Source organism: Lysobacter olei, from assembly GCF_054777355.1.
This window is the reverse complement of sequence record NZ_BAAHAT010000001.1, coordinates 219,613-232,796: the sequence shown is the minus strand read 5'-3', so window position 1 is coordinate 232,796 and position 13,184 is coordinate 219,613. Positions and strand designations below refer to the sequence as shown.

The 13,184-nt window shown below is 66.3% G+C and carries 15 protein-coding genes; 9 read left to right on the top strand and 6 right to left on the bottom strand.

From position 1 onward, the window contains the following. Nucleotides 1–2: 2 nt before the first annotated feature. Genes ACYVBS_RS01170 through ACYVBS_RS01145 form a run of 6 tightly spaced genes read left to right on the top strand, consistent with a single transcriptional unit; the run spans nucleotide 3 to nucleotide 5,731 of the window. Nucleotides 3–1,298, top strand: coding sequence for an NAD(P)/FAD-dependent oxidoreductase (locus tag ACYVBS_RS01170; RefSeq protein WP_460821264.1), 1,296 nt, complete (start codon nucleotides 3–5; stop codon nucleotides 1,296–1,298). Beyond that, nucleotides 1,295–2,074, top strand: a complete 780-nt coding sequence (locus ACYVBS_RS01165; protein ID WP_460821263.1) for a DUF1365 domain-containing protein — start codon at nucleotides 1,295–1,297, stop codon at nucleotides 2,072–2,074. The genes ACYVBS_RS01170 and ACYVBS_RS01165 overlap by 4 nt, the downstream gene beginning before the upstream one ends. After that, complete coding sequence (locus ACYVBS_RS01160; protein WP_460821261.1) at nucleotides 2,071–3,327, top strand: class I SAM-dependent methyltransferase; 1,257 nt, start codon at nucleotides 2,071–2,073, stop codon at nucleotides 3,325–3,327. Before ACYVBS_RS01165 ends, ACYVBS_RS01160 begins: the two co-directional genes overlap by 4 nt. Next, nucleotides 3,324–4,121: a DUF1295 domain-containing protein gene (locus ACYVBS_RS01155; RefSeq protein WP_460821260.1), complete on the top strand. Its 798-nt coding sequence runs from the start codon at nucleotides 3,324–3,326 to the stop codon at nucleotides 4,119–4,121. The genes ACYVBS_RS01160 and ACYVBS_RS01155 overlap by 4 nt, the downstream gene beginning before the upstream one ends. After that, a complete protein-coding gene (locus ACYVBS_RS01150) occupies nucleotides 4,118–5,191 on the top strand; it encodes a class I SAM-dependent methyltransferase (protein WP_460821259.1) in 1,074 nt (357 codons plus the stop codon). Before ACYVBS_RS01155 ends, ACYVBS_RS01150 begins: the two co-directional genes overlap by 4 nt. A gap of 12 nt (nucleotides 5,192–5,203) precedes the next feature. Continuing rightward, nucleotides 5,204–5,731, top strand: a complete 528-nt coding sequence (locus tag ACYVBS_RS01145) for a lipocalin family protein (RefSeq protein WP_460821257.1) — start codon at nucleotides 5,204–5,206, stop codon at nucleotides 5,729–5,731. Nucleotides 5,732–5,791: 60 nt separating this feature from the next. Here ACYVBS_RS01145 and ACYVBS_RS01140 read toward each other — a convergent pair whose 3' ends face one another. Next, the gene (locus ACYVBS_RS01140; protein ID WP_460821256.1) at nucleotides 5,792–7,270 is read right to left on the bottom strand and encodes a SulP family inorganic anion transporter; all 1,479 of its coding nucleotides are present in this window, start codon (nucleotides 7,268–7,270) and stop codon (nucleotides 5,792–5,794) included. Between the two features lie 204 nt (nucleotides 7,271–7,474). After that, the gene (locus ACYVBS_RS01135) at nucleotides 7,475–7,840 is read right to left on the bottom strand and encodes a hypothetical protein (RefSeq protein ID WP_460821254.1); all 366 of its coding nucleotides are present in this window, start codon (nucleotides 7,838–7,840) and stop codon (nucleotides 7,475–7,477) included. 131 nt (nucleotides 7,841–7,971) lie between these two features. Here ACYVBS_RS01135 and ACYVBS_RS01130 point away from each other — a divergent pair, with 131 nt between their 5' ends. Then, a complete protein-coding gene (locus ACYVBS_RS01130) occupies nucleotides 7,972–8,142 on the top strand; it encodes a hypothetical protein (RefSeq protein ID WP_460821253.1) in 171 nt (56 codons plus the stop codon). A gap of 409 nt (nucleotides 8,143–8,551) precedes the next feature. Next, the gene (locus ACYVBS_RS01125; protein WP_460821252.1) at nucleotides 8,552–8,995 is read left to right on the top strand and encodes a hypothetical protein; all 444 of its coding nucleotides are present in this window, start codon (nucleotides 8,552–8,554) and stop codon (nucleotides 8,993–8,995) included. A gap of 27 nt (nucleotides 8,996–9,022) precedes the next feature. Here ACYVBS_RS01125 and ACYVBS_RS01120 read toward each other — a convergent pair whose 3' ends face one another. The 3 genes from ACYVBS_RS01120 to ACYVBS_RS01110 are packed head-to-tail and all read right to left on the bottom strand — an operon-like array spanning nucleotide 9,023 to nucleotide 11,502. Then, nucleotides 9,023–10,783 carry a sensor domain-containing diguanylate cyclase gene (locus tag ACYVBS_RS01120; protein WP_460821251.1) on the bottom strand — a complete coding sequence of 587 codons (1,761 nt, stop codon included), beginning with the start codon at nucleotides 10,781–10,783 and terminating at the stop codon, nucleotides 9,023–9,025. Between the two features lie 45 nt (nucleotides 10,784–10,828). After that, nucleotides 10,829–11,017, bottom strand: coding sequence for a hypothetical protein (locus tag ACYVBS_RS01115; RefSeq protein ID WP_460821250.1), 189 nt, complete (start codon nucleotides 11,015–11,017; stop codon nucleotides 10,829–10,831). A 14-nt stretch (nucleotides 11,018–11,031) separates the two neighbouring features. Next, nucleotides 11,032–11,502: a cupin domain-containing protein gene (locus ACYVBS_RS01110; protein ID WP_460821249.1), complete on the bottom strand. Its 471-nt coding sequence runs from the start codon at nucleotides 11,500–11,502 to the stop codon at nucleotides 11,032–11,034. Nucleotides 11,503–11,638: 136 nt separating this feature from the next. Between ACYVBS_RS01110 and ACYVBS_RS01105 the strand changes: the two genes are divergently transcribed. Beyond that, nucleotides 11,639–12,733, top strand: coding sequence for a DNA topoisomerase IB (locus tag ACYVBS_RS01105; protein ID WP_460821248.1), 1,095 nt, complete (start codon nucleotides 11,639–11,641; stop codon nucleotides 12,731–12,733). Between the two features lie 8 nt (nucleotides 12,734–12,741). On the opposite strand, the gene ACYVBS_RS01100 is transcribed toward ACYVBS_RS01105, so the two are convergent. Beyond that, nucleotides 12,742–13,104, bottom strand: coding sequence for a hypothetical protein (locus tag ACYVBS_RS01100; protein WP_460821247.1), 363 nt, complete (start codon nucleotides 13,102–13,104; stop codon nucleotides 12,742–12,744). Between the last annotated feature and the right edge of the window lie 80 nt (nucleotides 13,105–13,184).

The window sequence follows — 13,184 nt, the reverse complement described above, 5'->3', positions numbered from 1 at the left end:
GCATGCGCATTGCAGTGGTCGGTTCGGGCATCGCGGGGCTGGCGTCGGCATGGTGGCTGTCGCGCCGGCACGAAGTGGTGCTGTTCGAGGGCAACGACTACGTCGGGGGGCACACGCACACCCACGATGTGGAGATGGCCCGGCAGCGCTACGCCATCGACAGCGGCTTCATCGTGTTCAACCCGGATAACTATCCGCTGCTGAGCGCCTTGTTCGAGACGCTCGGTGTGGCGTCGCAGCCCACCACGATGAGTTTCTCGGTGCATAGCGAGCGCAGCGGCGTGGAGTACAACGCCACGTCGCTGGATGCGCTGTTCTGCCAGCGGCGAAACCTGCTGTCACCGCGCTTCCTTGGCATGCTGGCGGACCTGGCGCGCTTTTACCGGGAGGCCCCGGCCTTGCTGGAGGAGGAGGGCCCGGGGCCCACGTTGGGCGAGTACCTGCGTGCGGGCCGCTACGGCAGCGCCTTCCGCGACGAGCACCTGGTGCCGATGGCGTCGGCGCTGTGGTCGTCGCCGCCGAGCCGCATCCTGGAGTTCCCGGCACGCTACCTGGTGCAGTTCATGGCGCACCACCAGATGCTGTCGCTGGGGCGGCGGTCGCCGTGGCGGGTGGTGCAGGGCGGGTCGGCCACGTATGTGCGGGCCCTGCGGAAGCGTTGGCGCGTTCAGGAGCGACTCGGGTGCCCGGTGGAGGCAGTACGCCGAGATGAGCAAGGGGTCGAGCTGGAGACGGCCCGCAGCCGGGAGCGCTTCGATCACGTCGTGCTCGCCTGTCATAGCGACGACGCGCTGGAATTGCTGCACGATGCCGACGAGCGCGAGCGCAGCATCCTGGGCGCCATTCGCTACCAGTCCAATGACACGGTGCTGCATACCGACGCCCGCCTGCTGCCGCGGCGACGCAAGGCTTGGGCGGCGTGGAATGCGCATGTGCCTCGCGATCCGGAGGCGCCCTGCACGGTCAGCTACTGCATGAACGTGCTGCAGGGGGTAGAGTCGCCGGAGCCGTTCGTGGTCACGCTCAACCGCAGCGAGGCGATCGATCCGGCGCGCGTGCTGAAACGCATGCATTACCGGCACCCGGTGTACGACCACGCGATGGTGGCCGCGCAGCAGCGTCGGTCCGAGATCCAGGGTCAGCGTCGGACATGGTTCGCCGGTGCCTACTGGGGCTGGGGCTTCCACGAAGATGGGATCCGCAGCGCGCGAGATGTGGTGGCCGCGCTTGATCCTTATTGTCAGGATGTTGCGCCTACGTGCGTGCAGGTCGCGCACGAGGAGCCGGTGCCCGCATGAGCGCAGCGCCGACCGCCAGCGCCGTCTACGAAGGCCGCGTGCAACACCGCCGCCATGCGCCGCGTCCGCATGCGTTCCAGTACCGCATGGCGCAGCTGTACCTGGACCTGGATGAGGTCGAGTCGACGCTGGCGCCGCGCTGGTTGTGGTCTGTCAACCGCCCCAACATTGCCGAATTCCGTCGCAATGACTATTTGGCGCCGCACGCGCAGCCGCTGAGCGATGCCGTTCGTGACCGCGTGGCACCCCACCTCGGGCATCGCCCCGACGGGCCGATCCGCCTGCTCACGCACCTGCGCTACTTCGGCTACGTGTTCAATCCGGTGAGCTTCTACTACTGCTTCCAGCGCGACGGCCAGACGCTGGAGGCGGTGCTGGCCGAGATCACCAACACCCCCTGGCGCGAGCGCCACAGCTACGTGTTGCCTGTTTGCGACGGCAAGCCACAGGGCGATGGCTGGGAATGGGGATTCGACAAGTCCTTCCACGTCTCGCCCTTCCTGCCAATGGACTGCCAGTACCGCTGGCGCTTCAACACGCCTGGCGAGGCCTTGCGCGTGCACATGCAGGTGGCGCGGTCGGGCGGGCGTGCCTTCGACGCCACGCTGTCCTTGCAGCGCCGCCCACTGGACGGCCCCTCGCTGGCGCGCGTGTTGTGGCGCTACCCGCTGATGACCACGCAGGTGATCGGCGCGATCCATTGGCAGGCGTTGCGCTTGTGGCTCAAGCGCACGCCGGTGCACGACCACCCTTCCATTGCACGTGAGCAGCCATGAACGAGATCGCACATCCAAGTACCCCGATCGCCACGTATGGCGCGTTGGAACGCTGGCTCCGCACCCAATTGCTGGCGCGCTTCAGCGACCTGCGCGGCGGTGTGCTGGTGGTGCGCGATGCATTGGGCGAACAGCGCTTCGGTGACTCGGGACCGGCGGGGCTGCCCGCGGTTCACGTGCACGTGGACGATGCGGCGTTCTATCGGCTGGTCGCGGCACAGGGCAGCGTCGGCGCCGGTGAGGCCTATCTGCAAGGCCATTGGCGATGCGACGACCTGGTCACGTTGGTGCGTCTGTTGGTGCGCAACCGCGCGCTGCTGGACGGCATGGAAGGCGGACTGGCGCGGGCGGGCGGGCTGGCCCTGCGCGGCTGGAATGCCCTGCGCCGCAACACGCGCGCGGGCAGCCGGCGCAATATCGCCGCGCACTACGATCTCGGCAATGATTTCTTCTCGCTGTTCCTGTCCTCGGACCTGATGTACTCGTCCGCGATGTACGCGGCCGAGGACGACGAGCTGGAGACGGCATCCCGGCGCAAGCTCGACGCGGTGTGCACCAAGCTGGCGCTGTCGCCCGACGACCGGGTCATCGAGATCGGCACCGGCTGGGGTGGCTTCGCACTGCATGCGGCGCGCCATTACGGGTGCCATGTCACCACCACGACCATTTCCCGCGAGCAGCACGCACTGGCCACCCAGCGCGCGGCCGAGGCGGGCCTGCAGGATCGCGTCACCCTGCTGCTGCAGGATTACCGCGACCTTCGCGGCGAGTACGACAAGCTGGTGTCGATCGAGATGGTGGAGGCGATCGGGGCACAGTACCTGGACACGTTCTTCGGGCAGTTGGGGCGGCTGGTGCGGCCCGGTGGTCGAGCGCTGCTGCAGGCCATCACCATCGAAGACCACCGCTACGTCCAGGCGCGCGACACGGTGGACTTCATCAAGCGCTTCGTGTTCCCCGGCAGCTTCATCCCGTCCTTGAACGCGCTGTACCAGGCGAAGACGCGCGCCAGCGACCTGCAGGTGCTGCACCAGGAGGACTTCGGCCTGTCCTACGCATACACACTGCGGGCGTGGCGTCAGCGCTTCCTCGCGCGCCTGCCGGAGGTGCGCGAGCAGGGCTTCGATGAGCGCTTCATCCGCCTCTGGGAGTTCTACCTCGCGTACTGCGAAGGCGGCTTCCTGGAGCGCTCCATCGGCGTGTCGCACCTGTTGATGGCGCGCCCCGGCTACGGTGCAGGTGACTGCGCATGAGCCTGTTCTCGGTCCTGGCGGTCGTTGGCGTGCTTACGCTGCTGATCATGACGGCCGGCTGGCACTGGCAGCGAAGGCACGCCAACGCCGGGATCGTGGACGTGCTGTGGACGGCCTGCGTCGGTGCCAGCGCCGTGCTGCTGGCGGCCATGGGCGATGGGGCTGCGCCTGCCCGCGCCGCACTGGCCGTTCTGGGTGGCCTGTGGGGTCTGCGGCTGGCCGTGCATCTCTGGCAGCGCGTTCGGCACGAACCCGAGGACGGGCGTTACCGCTACCTGCGCACGCACTGGAATAACCACCAGGGCAAGTTCTACCTGTTCTTCGCTGGCCAGGCACTGCTGGTCGTGCTGTTTGCCTTGCCGTTTGCCGCGGTGTCGCGCAGTCCGGTGGCGACGTTCTGGCCATGGATCGCGCTCGCGCTGGCGATCGGGGCCGTCAGCGTGGTCGGGGAGGGCGTCGCCGACCGCCAGCTCGCACGCTTTCGCGCCAATCCCGCAAACCGGGGTCGCACCTGTCGCGAGGGACTGTGGCGTTACTCGCGGCACCCCAACTACTTCTTCGAGTGGCTGCACTGGTTTGCGTATGTCGCGCTCGCAGTGGGTTCGCCATGGGCATGGATGGCCTGGCTTGGACCGCTGCTGATGTACGCGTTCCTGCGTTGGATCAGCGGCATTCCCTTTACCGAGGCGCAGGCGCTGCGCACCCGCGGGGACGATTACCGCGACTACCAACGCACCACTTCGATGCTGATTCCGTGGCCGCCGCGGCCCCACGCACAGGACAGGACCCGATGAACACCACGCTCGCCGAGTTGCCGCTTGACCGCCCCGCCGACGGTCCCTTGGGATTGGCCGAACGCGGCCTTCTGCATGATGCCGTCATCCGCGCGGGCATCCGCCGCATGTGTGCCCAGCGCCTGCAGGACGAGTTTGCCGGCGGCGTGTCCGCCCAGTCCGAGCGCCTGCGCCAACGGCTGCAGGATCTGCGGACAGGCGTGGTGGCCCTCCACACTGACGCTGCCAACCGCCAGCACTACGAACTGCCACCTGCGTTCTTCCAGCACTGCCTGGGACAGCGGCTGAAGTACAGCAGTTGCCTCTACCCCACCGGCAAGGAATCGCTGGAGCAGGCCGAGGAAGCGATGCTGGCGCTGTACGGCGAGCGTGCGGCGTTGGCCGATGGGCAGGACATCCTGGAATTGGGATGTGGCTGGGGATCCTTGACCCTGTGGATGGCCGAGCGATATCCCAACGCGCGGATCACTGCGGTATCAAATTCGCACTCCCAGCGCGCCTACATCGAAGCCCGGTGTGCCGAGCGCGGGTTGGGCAACGTCCAGGTCATCACCTGCGACGTCAACGACCTGCAGCTCGAGGCGCAGCAGTATGACCGTTGCGTCTCGGTGGAAATGTTCGAGCACGTGCACAACCATGCCGCGCTTATGCAGCGAATCCACCACGCCTTGCGTCCGGGTGGCGTGCTGTTCGTGCACATCTTCGTGCACAGGACCGTGATGTATCCGTTCGAGACGCAGGGCGAGGACAACTGGATGGGCCGGCATTTCTTCACCGGGGGGATGATGCCGTCGGCCGACCTGCTGTTGTTCTTCCAGGAACACCTGCGATTGGAGCAACGCTGGCTGCTGGATGGCACGCACTACGAGCGCACGGCCAACCACTGGCTGGAGCGGCACGATCGCAACCGCGACGCAGTAATGGGGGTGTTGCGCGAAGCCTACGGCGCGGCGGCGGCGCCGCTATGGAACCAGCGCTGGCGCATGTTCTGGATGGCCTGCGCGGAACTGTTCGGGTACCGCGACGGGCAAGAATGGATGGTCGCCCATTACCGCTTCGTCCGGCCGTGACGGGGAGCCGACATGACCCCCTTTCGATTGGCCGTAGTGATCGCCCTCATGGTCGCCCTCGCCGCATGCCGCTCCGGCAGCGTCAAGCCCAGCATCCCACCGGTTGCCCACGTGGATATCCCGCGCTTCATGGGCGACTGGTATGTGATTGCGCACATTCCCACCTACCCCGAGCGCGATGCCTATGCCGCGGTGGAGTCGTATGCCCTGCGCTCTGACGGCCGCATCCAGACCACGTTCCGCTATCGAAAGGGTTCTCTGGACGCCCCGATCAAGACCATGTACCCCGTCGGCACCGTGCGTGAGGGCAGTCGTGGCGCGGTGTGGGACATGCAGTTCGTGTGGCCGATCCAGGCCGAGTACGTGATCGTGTACGTGGACGACGATTACCAGCAGACCATCGTCGGTCGCAGCAAGCGCGACTATGTGTGGCTGATGGCGCGCACTCCGCAGATTCCAGCGGCAGACTACGAGGCACGCATCCGCCAGATTGCGGCGCTGGGCTATGACGTCTCGCGGATCCGGCGCGTGCCGCATTAGCGGGCGCGCCGGTTGGCTTGGCTGACCCGGTTGGCCGCGCGAAGCAACGCCGGGCGCACGTTAGTGGCCCGCGCTGAACCCTGCCGCCGCACTGCGGTGGGTGCCCACGCGCTCCACCAGTGTCTCGCTGGCATGGTTCAGCCCCACCACCTCCACGTCGGCGCCATGCGCGCGCAGCTTCAGCACCACCCGGTCCAGCGCACCGACCGCGCTGAGGTCCCAGAAGTGCGCCTGGTTCAGGTCGATGATCACTTTCCTTGGCGAATGCAGGAAGTCGAAGCTGTTGCCGAACTGCGTCGCTGAAGCGAAGAACACCCCGCCTTTCACCGTGTAGACGCGGGCGCCGTCCTCCCGGTCGTGGTCCTCCACCTGCAGCATCGCGCTGACACGGCGGGTGAACGAGAGTGCCGTCAGCAGCACGCCGGTGAGCACGCCCTTGGCCAAGTCATGCGTGGCCACGGTGACGATAACCGTGCCGAGCATGATGATCGTGGCGCTGCGCGGGTGCGTGCGCATGTCGGCAAACGACCTCCACTGGAAGGTGCCGATGCTGACCATGATCATCACCGCCACCAGTGCCGCCATCGGGATGCGCCCCACCCAGTCGGAGGCGTACACCACCAGCACCAGAAGCACGACGCCGGCAATGAGGCACGAAAGGCGCCCGCGTCCGCCAGAGGAGACGTTGATCATCGACTGGCCGATCATCGCGCAGCCGGCCATGCCGCCGAACAGGCCGGTGACGATGTTGGCCGAGCCTTGGCCGGCACACTCGCGGCGGCGGTTGGTGGGGGTGTCGGTCATGTCCTCCACGATCTGCGCGGTCATCAGCGACTCCAGCAGGCCCACCACGGCCAGCGTGGCCGACACCGGCAGCAGCACCCGCAGCGTTTCCCACGTCAGCGGCACGTCGGGGATCAGGAAGCGCGGCAGTTCGCTGGGCAATTGGCCCATGTCGCTGACGGTGCGGATATCCCAGCCCAGCCACATCACGACCGCGGTCATCACCACGATGGCCACCAGCGGCGAGGGCACCGCGCGGGTGACGCGCGGCAGCAGGTAAATGATGGCGAGCGCCGCCGCGCAGACCGCGTACACCATCCACGGCATGCCGATCAGCTCGGGCAGTTGCGCCAGGAAGATCAGGATAGCCAGCGCGTTGACGAAGCCGGTTACCACCGACCGCGACACGAAACGCATCAGCGTGTTCAACCGCAGCGCCGCAGCGCCAATCTGCAGGATGCCCGTGAGGATGGTGGCCGCAAACAGGTACTGCAGCCCGTGGTCCTTGACCACGTCCACCATCAGTAGCGCCATCGCGCCCGTGGCGGCCGAGATCATGCCGGGCCGGCCACCTGCGATGGCGGTAATGACCGCGATACAGAACGACGCGTACAACCCCACCTTGGGGTCCACACCGGCGATGATGGAGAACGCGATCGCCTCCGGGATCAGGGCCAGTGCGACGAGTAGGCCGGACAGCAGGTCACCGCGGACATTGCCGAACCACTGCTCGCGCAGGGTGTAGGAAACAGACATGGACAGCACTCCGCGCGCGCCACCGGCGCACGCCTTTTGGGGATCAGGGAAGCAGGCACACACCACCACGCCCGGGGAGGGGCGTTGACCGTTGGCAGGGGTCTAGGGTGGCGTCATCGTGCGGGGAGTGCCCGAGGGTAGGTCGCAAATATACTTTCGTACGGCATGCCGGCTCAACCCGAAGAGGCCGGCGCGGTGCGGGGCTTACTCTGATTCGACGATGTCCGGGGTTCGATCGGCGGCTGCCTGGGGCATGATTGCGCCGCTGGCGCTGGCGCGTGAATCGATGTTCCGCAGCAGGCATGTGATTTGGCCAGCATTGGCGACGATGGCGTGCATGTCGGTGCCCAGCGCTGCAAGCGGAACCGACCACGCGAACCCACGGCCAGGGGCGTCGGACTCAACGACGCCTAGCATCAGCAATGGTCCCATCACGCGCTCGATCTGAATGCTCGGGCGCATGCACAGCGAGACCAGGACAAGCGGGCCGCGCAACGTCGGATTACGGTAAACGCCGATCTTCATGGCCGGGCCGAGTCTACGCTTGCGCGGCAGCGTGTCCGTGAACATGGCTTCAGCTTCGCTATCTGAACGCGCAATCGATCACGCAGAACCTACGATTCTTTCGCGTGGTTCGAATGCCGTAGGTTGCACTCTGCGACCGCAGTCAAACGCTGCGCAATTGAAACGAGGTTTCTGCAATGCCGACTCACAACACGAACCAGAACCAGAATCAGAAGAAGGACGAGCACCGCGGCCAGCAGGGCATGGGTCGCAACGAGGACAGCCAGCGCCAAGCGAGCGAGCGTGAACAGGATCAGGACCGCACCCGCAAAGATGCGCCGCGCCACGACAACGAGCGCAATCGCTGACTTGCACTGAGAAAAAAGGCGCGAACTCCGCGCCTTTTTTCTTCGGTTGGTGCTCGTGCCCCAGTGCCTATTCCGCGAGCCACCCCGACACGTAGGGACGTCTGCAGCGCTCAACGATTTTGGGGTCTTCTGCCTTACCGCAATGATTTGGCATCTCACACTGCTAAAGCGCATCCGCTCGCCAAAGCGTCGCTGGGTCGTGCCGGTGCCGCGCAAGGAATAAGTCTGGGCGCTGTGCTTCCGCTCAATAACCTGGAGTCATCATGGTGGTGTCGCGGTCATTGCGGTATCGATCAGGTGAGGTGCATAAAGCGCCGCTGAACAGACTCGGTACAGCTCGAGAATGATGCTTCATTCGTGCCGATGCCTTCACGGAAGCGACCCTAATTTCCGCTCCATGGACAGATTCGTGAACCCGTACCTGGATCAGTCAATGCGCGAACTGTGGCAGGCCTGCCAGAACCGCGCGAGTGACCTGCTGAATCCAGGAGACCGCCAGCGCTCGCGTGAGGAGCGGCAACGGCTGGACATCGATACAGCCCAGTTGCTGATGACCATTGCGAAGGAGCTTCACCCCGGCGAGGTACTGGCGACCATTCCAGAAGCAGAGGTGACCGAGGCCTCGCCTCGGGTGGCCGATGCTTTTCTTCGCCACCACGCACGCGAGGCTTATGGGCTTCGTTACAAGACGCTCAATCGCGCCGCTGATTTCGTTCTGGGGGCTGCCAGGCACGATTGGGTTGCCGCGGCCGAAATTGCAGGGAAGCGTCTTTACGACGTGGCCTTGGGCAGCGATGAAGGCTTGCGCCTTGCGCTGAACAAGTTGGAAAAGGAGCAGCGAGCCAAGCGCTGAGGACGGCGGTGGATGCCGCCGCCGGCGCTAGGCCAGCCTGGGCTCCCACTCGGCCCAGCAGTTGCGCCCGTTTTCCTTCGCCGCATAGAGCGCCTCGTCGGCGCGCTGAAGCAAGCGGTCCAGACGTTCGCCTTCCTCACCTCTGGCGACGCCGAGGCTGACCGTGACCCGAGCATCCGTCGCATCGGCATGGGGCATGCCCAATTCGTACAGGTCCTGCCGGACCCGCTCCGCGATCTGTATGGCTGCGCTGGCGGGAGTGTGGGGCAGGAAAAGCAGGAACTCCTCGCCGCCGACACGGGCCAGCCGATCATGTTCGCCACGCAACGCAGCCAGGGCGATGGCCGCGACCCGCCTGAGCACCTGGTCTCCGGCGGGGTGTCCGTAGCGATCGTTGAAGGCCTTGAAGAAATCCACGTCGAACATGACGATGGCGACAGGGTAGCGAAGGCGGCCCCCGGCATCGGTTGCCTCGGCGTAGCACGCGTCCAAGCCGCGGACATTGAGGGCGCCGGTCAACGCGTCGGTCTGGCTCAGCAGCTTGAGCTCGCCATTGGCGGCTTCCAGTTCCGCGGTGCGTTGCTGCACGGTCTGTTCGAGTTGCTCGTTGGTATGCTTGAGGTTGGCCGTCAGGACGGCCTCGCTGGCCAACGCGTCAGACAGATCCGCATTGGCTTGTTTCAGCCGTTCCGCCAATTGCACGACCTGCTCGGCGACGGGCTTCAGTTCCGCGGGCACATCGTTCAAGGGTGCCCCGGGTCGGCGCTCTCCGGCCGCAATAGCGCGCAGGTTGTCCAGCGTGGCATTCGCAGCCCGCGCGATGTTCCGGATCTGCAGATGCGCCACGATCATCACCAGCAACGTGACCAGCAGGAGCACCGCCGCCGTTTGTGCGGCGTGGCGCCAGATCCCCGCCAGCGCCTCCCGACGAGGCTCGAAGACGACCACGCGCCAACCGGAATGCAACCGCGCCCACGAAACCCAGGCGCTGCCAGTCGGAATGGACGCCTTGTCCAGAACTGCCCGACTGGCGCCTTCGTGTTCCACACCTTCAAGGAAGGATGCATTGGCAACGGATTGCTGGAACTTGAAGGGCAGTCCCGCACTGGCGTAGATCACCCGTTCTTCGCGGTCGATTACCAGCATTTCCTGACCGCGTGAACGCAATGCGCTGGATCGAAGCGCGGTGAACTCATCCACCTTGATCGATCCCTCGACAATCCCGCGGAACTCGCCTTGGGAAAGAATGGGGGCGGACACGGCCACCAGCGGGTCCGAGCCGAGGCCGCGCCCCACAAACCCATTGGAAACATAAGGGCGGTTGACCGTCGCAGGTACCCGGAAGTAATCCCGGTCCGCGACGGTGCGTCCGATACCGCCCGGGGCGCGGTAGGCGGGTTCCACGGCCGTGATCCTGCCGGTGCTGTCGGCGGTCAGGGCGGTAAGGAAAGCCGGGAACAGGCTTCGAATGCCGGGCAGGTCCGGCGCTGCACCGTAGGTGGAGGCCGTGTTCGCGGCCAGACCAATGGCGGACGCGTGCGTCTGGACGAACTGGTCGATGGAGGTGGCAGTCAGTCTGACGGCAAGGCGCAGCCGGTCATGCTGCTGCCGCTCCACTTGGCGGTATTCGAAATAGACCTGCAGCACCGCGAGGACGAGGGCGGGGGCGAACACCGCGCCGACGAGCAACCCGAAGACCTGCCTGCGCAACGCGCCGGTAGGCGGCTCGGCAGCGTCCTTGGCAGGGGACTCCGCAGGCGGAACGATCTCGGGGGTGGAGTGGCTCATCTTTTACCAATCGGTTGGGATGGGGCCGGACAGCGCAACCGCCCTTCAGTGATGGTGTTGCTTGGCGTACATGGCGCCGGGCAACACGGCATGGGTGCAGTCGGCTTGATGGTAGTCCCAAGCCGAGGGTTTTCGTAAGTTGCTGAACCCGGCCACGTGGCCGCGGTAGATGGTGCGTGAGCCCGCGGCCACGGGGCGTCCCGGGCGGGCGCAGGTGGTGTTGAAGGCGGTCATGGGCCGGGCTCGGCTCAGTAGGGCGTGCCGTCCGTGTGCGCGAAGGACCAGCGGCCATCGACCCACTCAGCCTTCAGGTCGTCGTCCGGGTAGGTGACCGCATCTCCGGGACTGCGATCCCCGACCTCCAGGTACACCACCTCGTCGGCGGTGTCGTTGCTCAAGCGGTGGCCGTTGCCCGTGCCTGCGCGGAACCCGGCGCACTGACCGGGACCCAGGCGCGTCGCGCCTTCGTCGGTGTGCAGGGTGGGGTGGCCCTGCAGGACGAACACGAACTCATCCTGGCGCGCATGGGCATGCCGCAGCGCAGACCCCGCGCCCGGTGCCAGCCGGACCAGGTTCACGCCGAAGTTGGACAGGCCGAACAGATCACCGAGCGGGTGCTTGGTCCGACCGTGCGTGCGCGGGTGGAAGACCGCGGGATAGACCGAGGGCGTGGTGCGTGCAGGCGTAGTAAAAGCGTCGAGTGCGACGGGCAGGGTCACGTTGTCGTCCAAGGGGGACCAGCGAGAGATTGTGCGGTCAAAGGACGCGGCTGGGGAGGTGCCCGCGCGATGCTCGCGACGTGCCGCTCACCTGGTTCCACCTAGTGTCGGGGGCCTTCTCCCATGAAGGTGCGACATGCCCGGCCGTGCTTGCGCGTTACCCGCGGATACCGCTGCGCGCGTGGCGGGATTGCGTTATGTGGACGACACCATGCCGGGCATCCGGCGGCGCGGTGCGCCCACGCGACCGCAGTACGTGGACGCCGACGGACAACGCGTGCGGGACAGGCCCACGCTCGATCGTATTCGGGCTTTGGCTATCCCGCCGGCATGGCGCGAGGTGTGGATCTGCGCGATCGCCCATGGCCACGTGCAGGCCACCGGTCGTGACGCGCGAGGCCGCAAGCAGTACCGCTACCACCCGGAATGGGTGCGCGTTCGCCACGAGGACAAGCATGCGCGCAGCATTGCCTTTGGGGCCGCGCTGCCCGCGTTGCGCCGGGCCCTGCGCAGGAGCCTGGCCAATCCGGGCTTTCCCAAGGAGAAAGTGGTGGCCATGGTGGTGGCGGTGATGGGCTCCACCCTGATCCGCATCGGCAACCCTGAGTACGCCGCCGGAAACCGGTCCTACGGGCTCACCACGCTGCGCAACCGCCATGTGCAGGCCGTGCGCGGTGGCCACCTGCGGTTCGAGTTCCGCGGCAAGTCCGGCAAGCAGCACGAGGTGCTGCTGACCGACGCGCGCCTGACGCGGATGGTGCGCCGATGCCAGCAACTGCCCGGGCAACCGTTGTTCCAGTATCTGGACGAGGAAGGGCGATGCCAGCCCATCAACTCCACGGACGTAAACGAGTGGCTGCGCGCGACCATGGGCAGCGATTTCTCGGCGAAGGACTTTCGCACGTGGGGCGCCACCGCCATGGCCTTCCGCGCATTGGCATTGACGCCATTGCCAACCAAGAAGGATGGAACGCCCGGGTCGGAGCGCGCGATTGCCGCGCTGGAGGCGAGAATCGTCGAGCAAGTGGCCGAAGTGCTGGGCAATACCCGGAGCGTCTGTCGCAAGTCCTACATTGATCCGATGCTCTTCCAGGCATGGCGCGAGGGACGGCTGGCGAACGCGGCGCGCGGCGCAACGGGGCCGCGGCAATGGGAAGCGGCGACACTGCGGTTTCTGCGCGCGCAGCGGCGGCGGACGAGGGTGCGCAAGGCCGGCGGCATGGTTACCTAGCGCTTGCGCTAACGCGAGAGGCGCTTGGCATTGGCGACTGCCTTCCTGTGCACCGGCGCGAGGCCTGCCGACATCACGCCCATGGCCGAGCGAGATGCCAGTGCGAAGGCCGACGCGGGGGCGAGTGTCGTCGCCTTGGCCAGTTCGAACGGCGCCATCCACGCGGCCATCCACATGGCGGACCAGGATTGGTAGAAGGCGTGCATTTTCTCGGTGCCCATGCGGACGAACTCGGCATGATCACGACCGGTGGGCAGGGTGCCCGCGACGGCCATGCGCGAAGTGCGCTGCGCGACCACCTGTGGCGCGGCGAATGCGAGCTCGGTCATCTGCCGGGCGAGGCGTTGCGATGGGTGCTTGCGACGGGCCATGGCGCGACTCCGGCGTGGGTTTTCCACCCTAACGCAGGGGCGTGAAGTTCTGGTTACCACGCGGTCCACGCCCACCATCC

What these genes read in the sequence shown, in the direction of transcription:
- ACYVBS_RS01155 (WP_460821260.1), top strand. Translation starts at nt 3,324, where the DNA reads ATGAGCCTGTTCTCGGTCCTGGCGGTCGTTGGCGTGCTTACGCTGCTG.
- ACYVBS_RS01120 (WP_460821251.1), bottom strand. Translation starts at nt 10,783, where the DNA reads ATGAGCCACTCCACCCCCGAGATCGTTCCGCCTGCGGAGTCCCCTGCC.
- ACYVBS_RS01115 (WP_460821250.1), bottom strand. Translation starts at nt 11,017, where the DNA reads ATGACCGCCTTCAACACCACCTGCGCCCGCCCGGGACGCCCCGTGGCC.
- ACYVBS_RS01145 (WP_460821257.1), top strand. Translation starts at nt 5,204, where the DNA reads ATGACCCCCTTTCGATTGGCCGTAGTGATCGCCCTCATGGTCGCCCTC.
- ACYVBS_RS01140 (WP_460821256.1), bottom strand. Translation starts at nt 7,270, where the DNA reads ATGTCTGTTTCCTACACCCTGCGCGAGCAGTGGTTCGGCAATGTCCGC.
- ACYVBS_RS01130 (WP_460821253.1), top strand. Translation starts at nt 7,972, where the DNA reads ATGCCGACTCACAACACGAACCAGAACCAGAATCAGAAGAAGGACGAG.
- ACYVBS_RS01165 (WP_460821263.1), top strand. Translation starts at nt 1,295, where the DNA reads ATGAGCGCAGCGCCGACCGCCAGCGCCGTCTACGAAGGCCGCGTGCAA.
- ACYVBS_RS01150 (WP_460821259.1), top strand. Translation starts at nt 4,118, where the DNA reads ATGAACACCACGCTCGCCGAGTTGCCGCTTGACCGCCCCGCCGACGGT.
- ACYVBS_RS01100 (WP_460821247.1), bottom strand. Translation starts at nt 13,104, where the DNA reads ATGGCCCGTCGCAAGCACCCATCGCAACGCCTCGCCCGGCAGATGACC.
- ACYVBS_RS01135 (WP_460821254.1), bottom strand. Translation starts at nt 7,840, where the DNA reads ATGTTCACGGACACGCTGCCGCGCAAGCGTAGACTCGGCCCGGCCATG.
- ACYVBS_RS01105 (WP_460821248.1), top strand. Translation starts at nt 11,639, where the DNA reads ATGCCCGGCCGTGCTTGCGCGTTACCCGCGGATACCGCTGCGCGCGTG.
- ACYVBS_RS01160 (WP_460821261.1), top strand. Translation starts at nt 2,071, where the DNA reads ATGAACGAGATCGCACATCCAAGTACCCCGATCGCCACGTATGGCGCG.
- ACYVBS_RS01170 (WP_460821264.1), top strand. Translation starts at nt 3, where the DNA reads ATGCGCATTGCAGTGGTCGGTTCGGGCATCGCGGGGCTGGCGTCGGCA.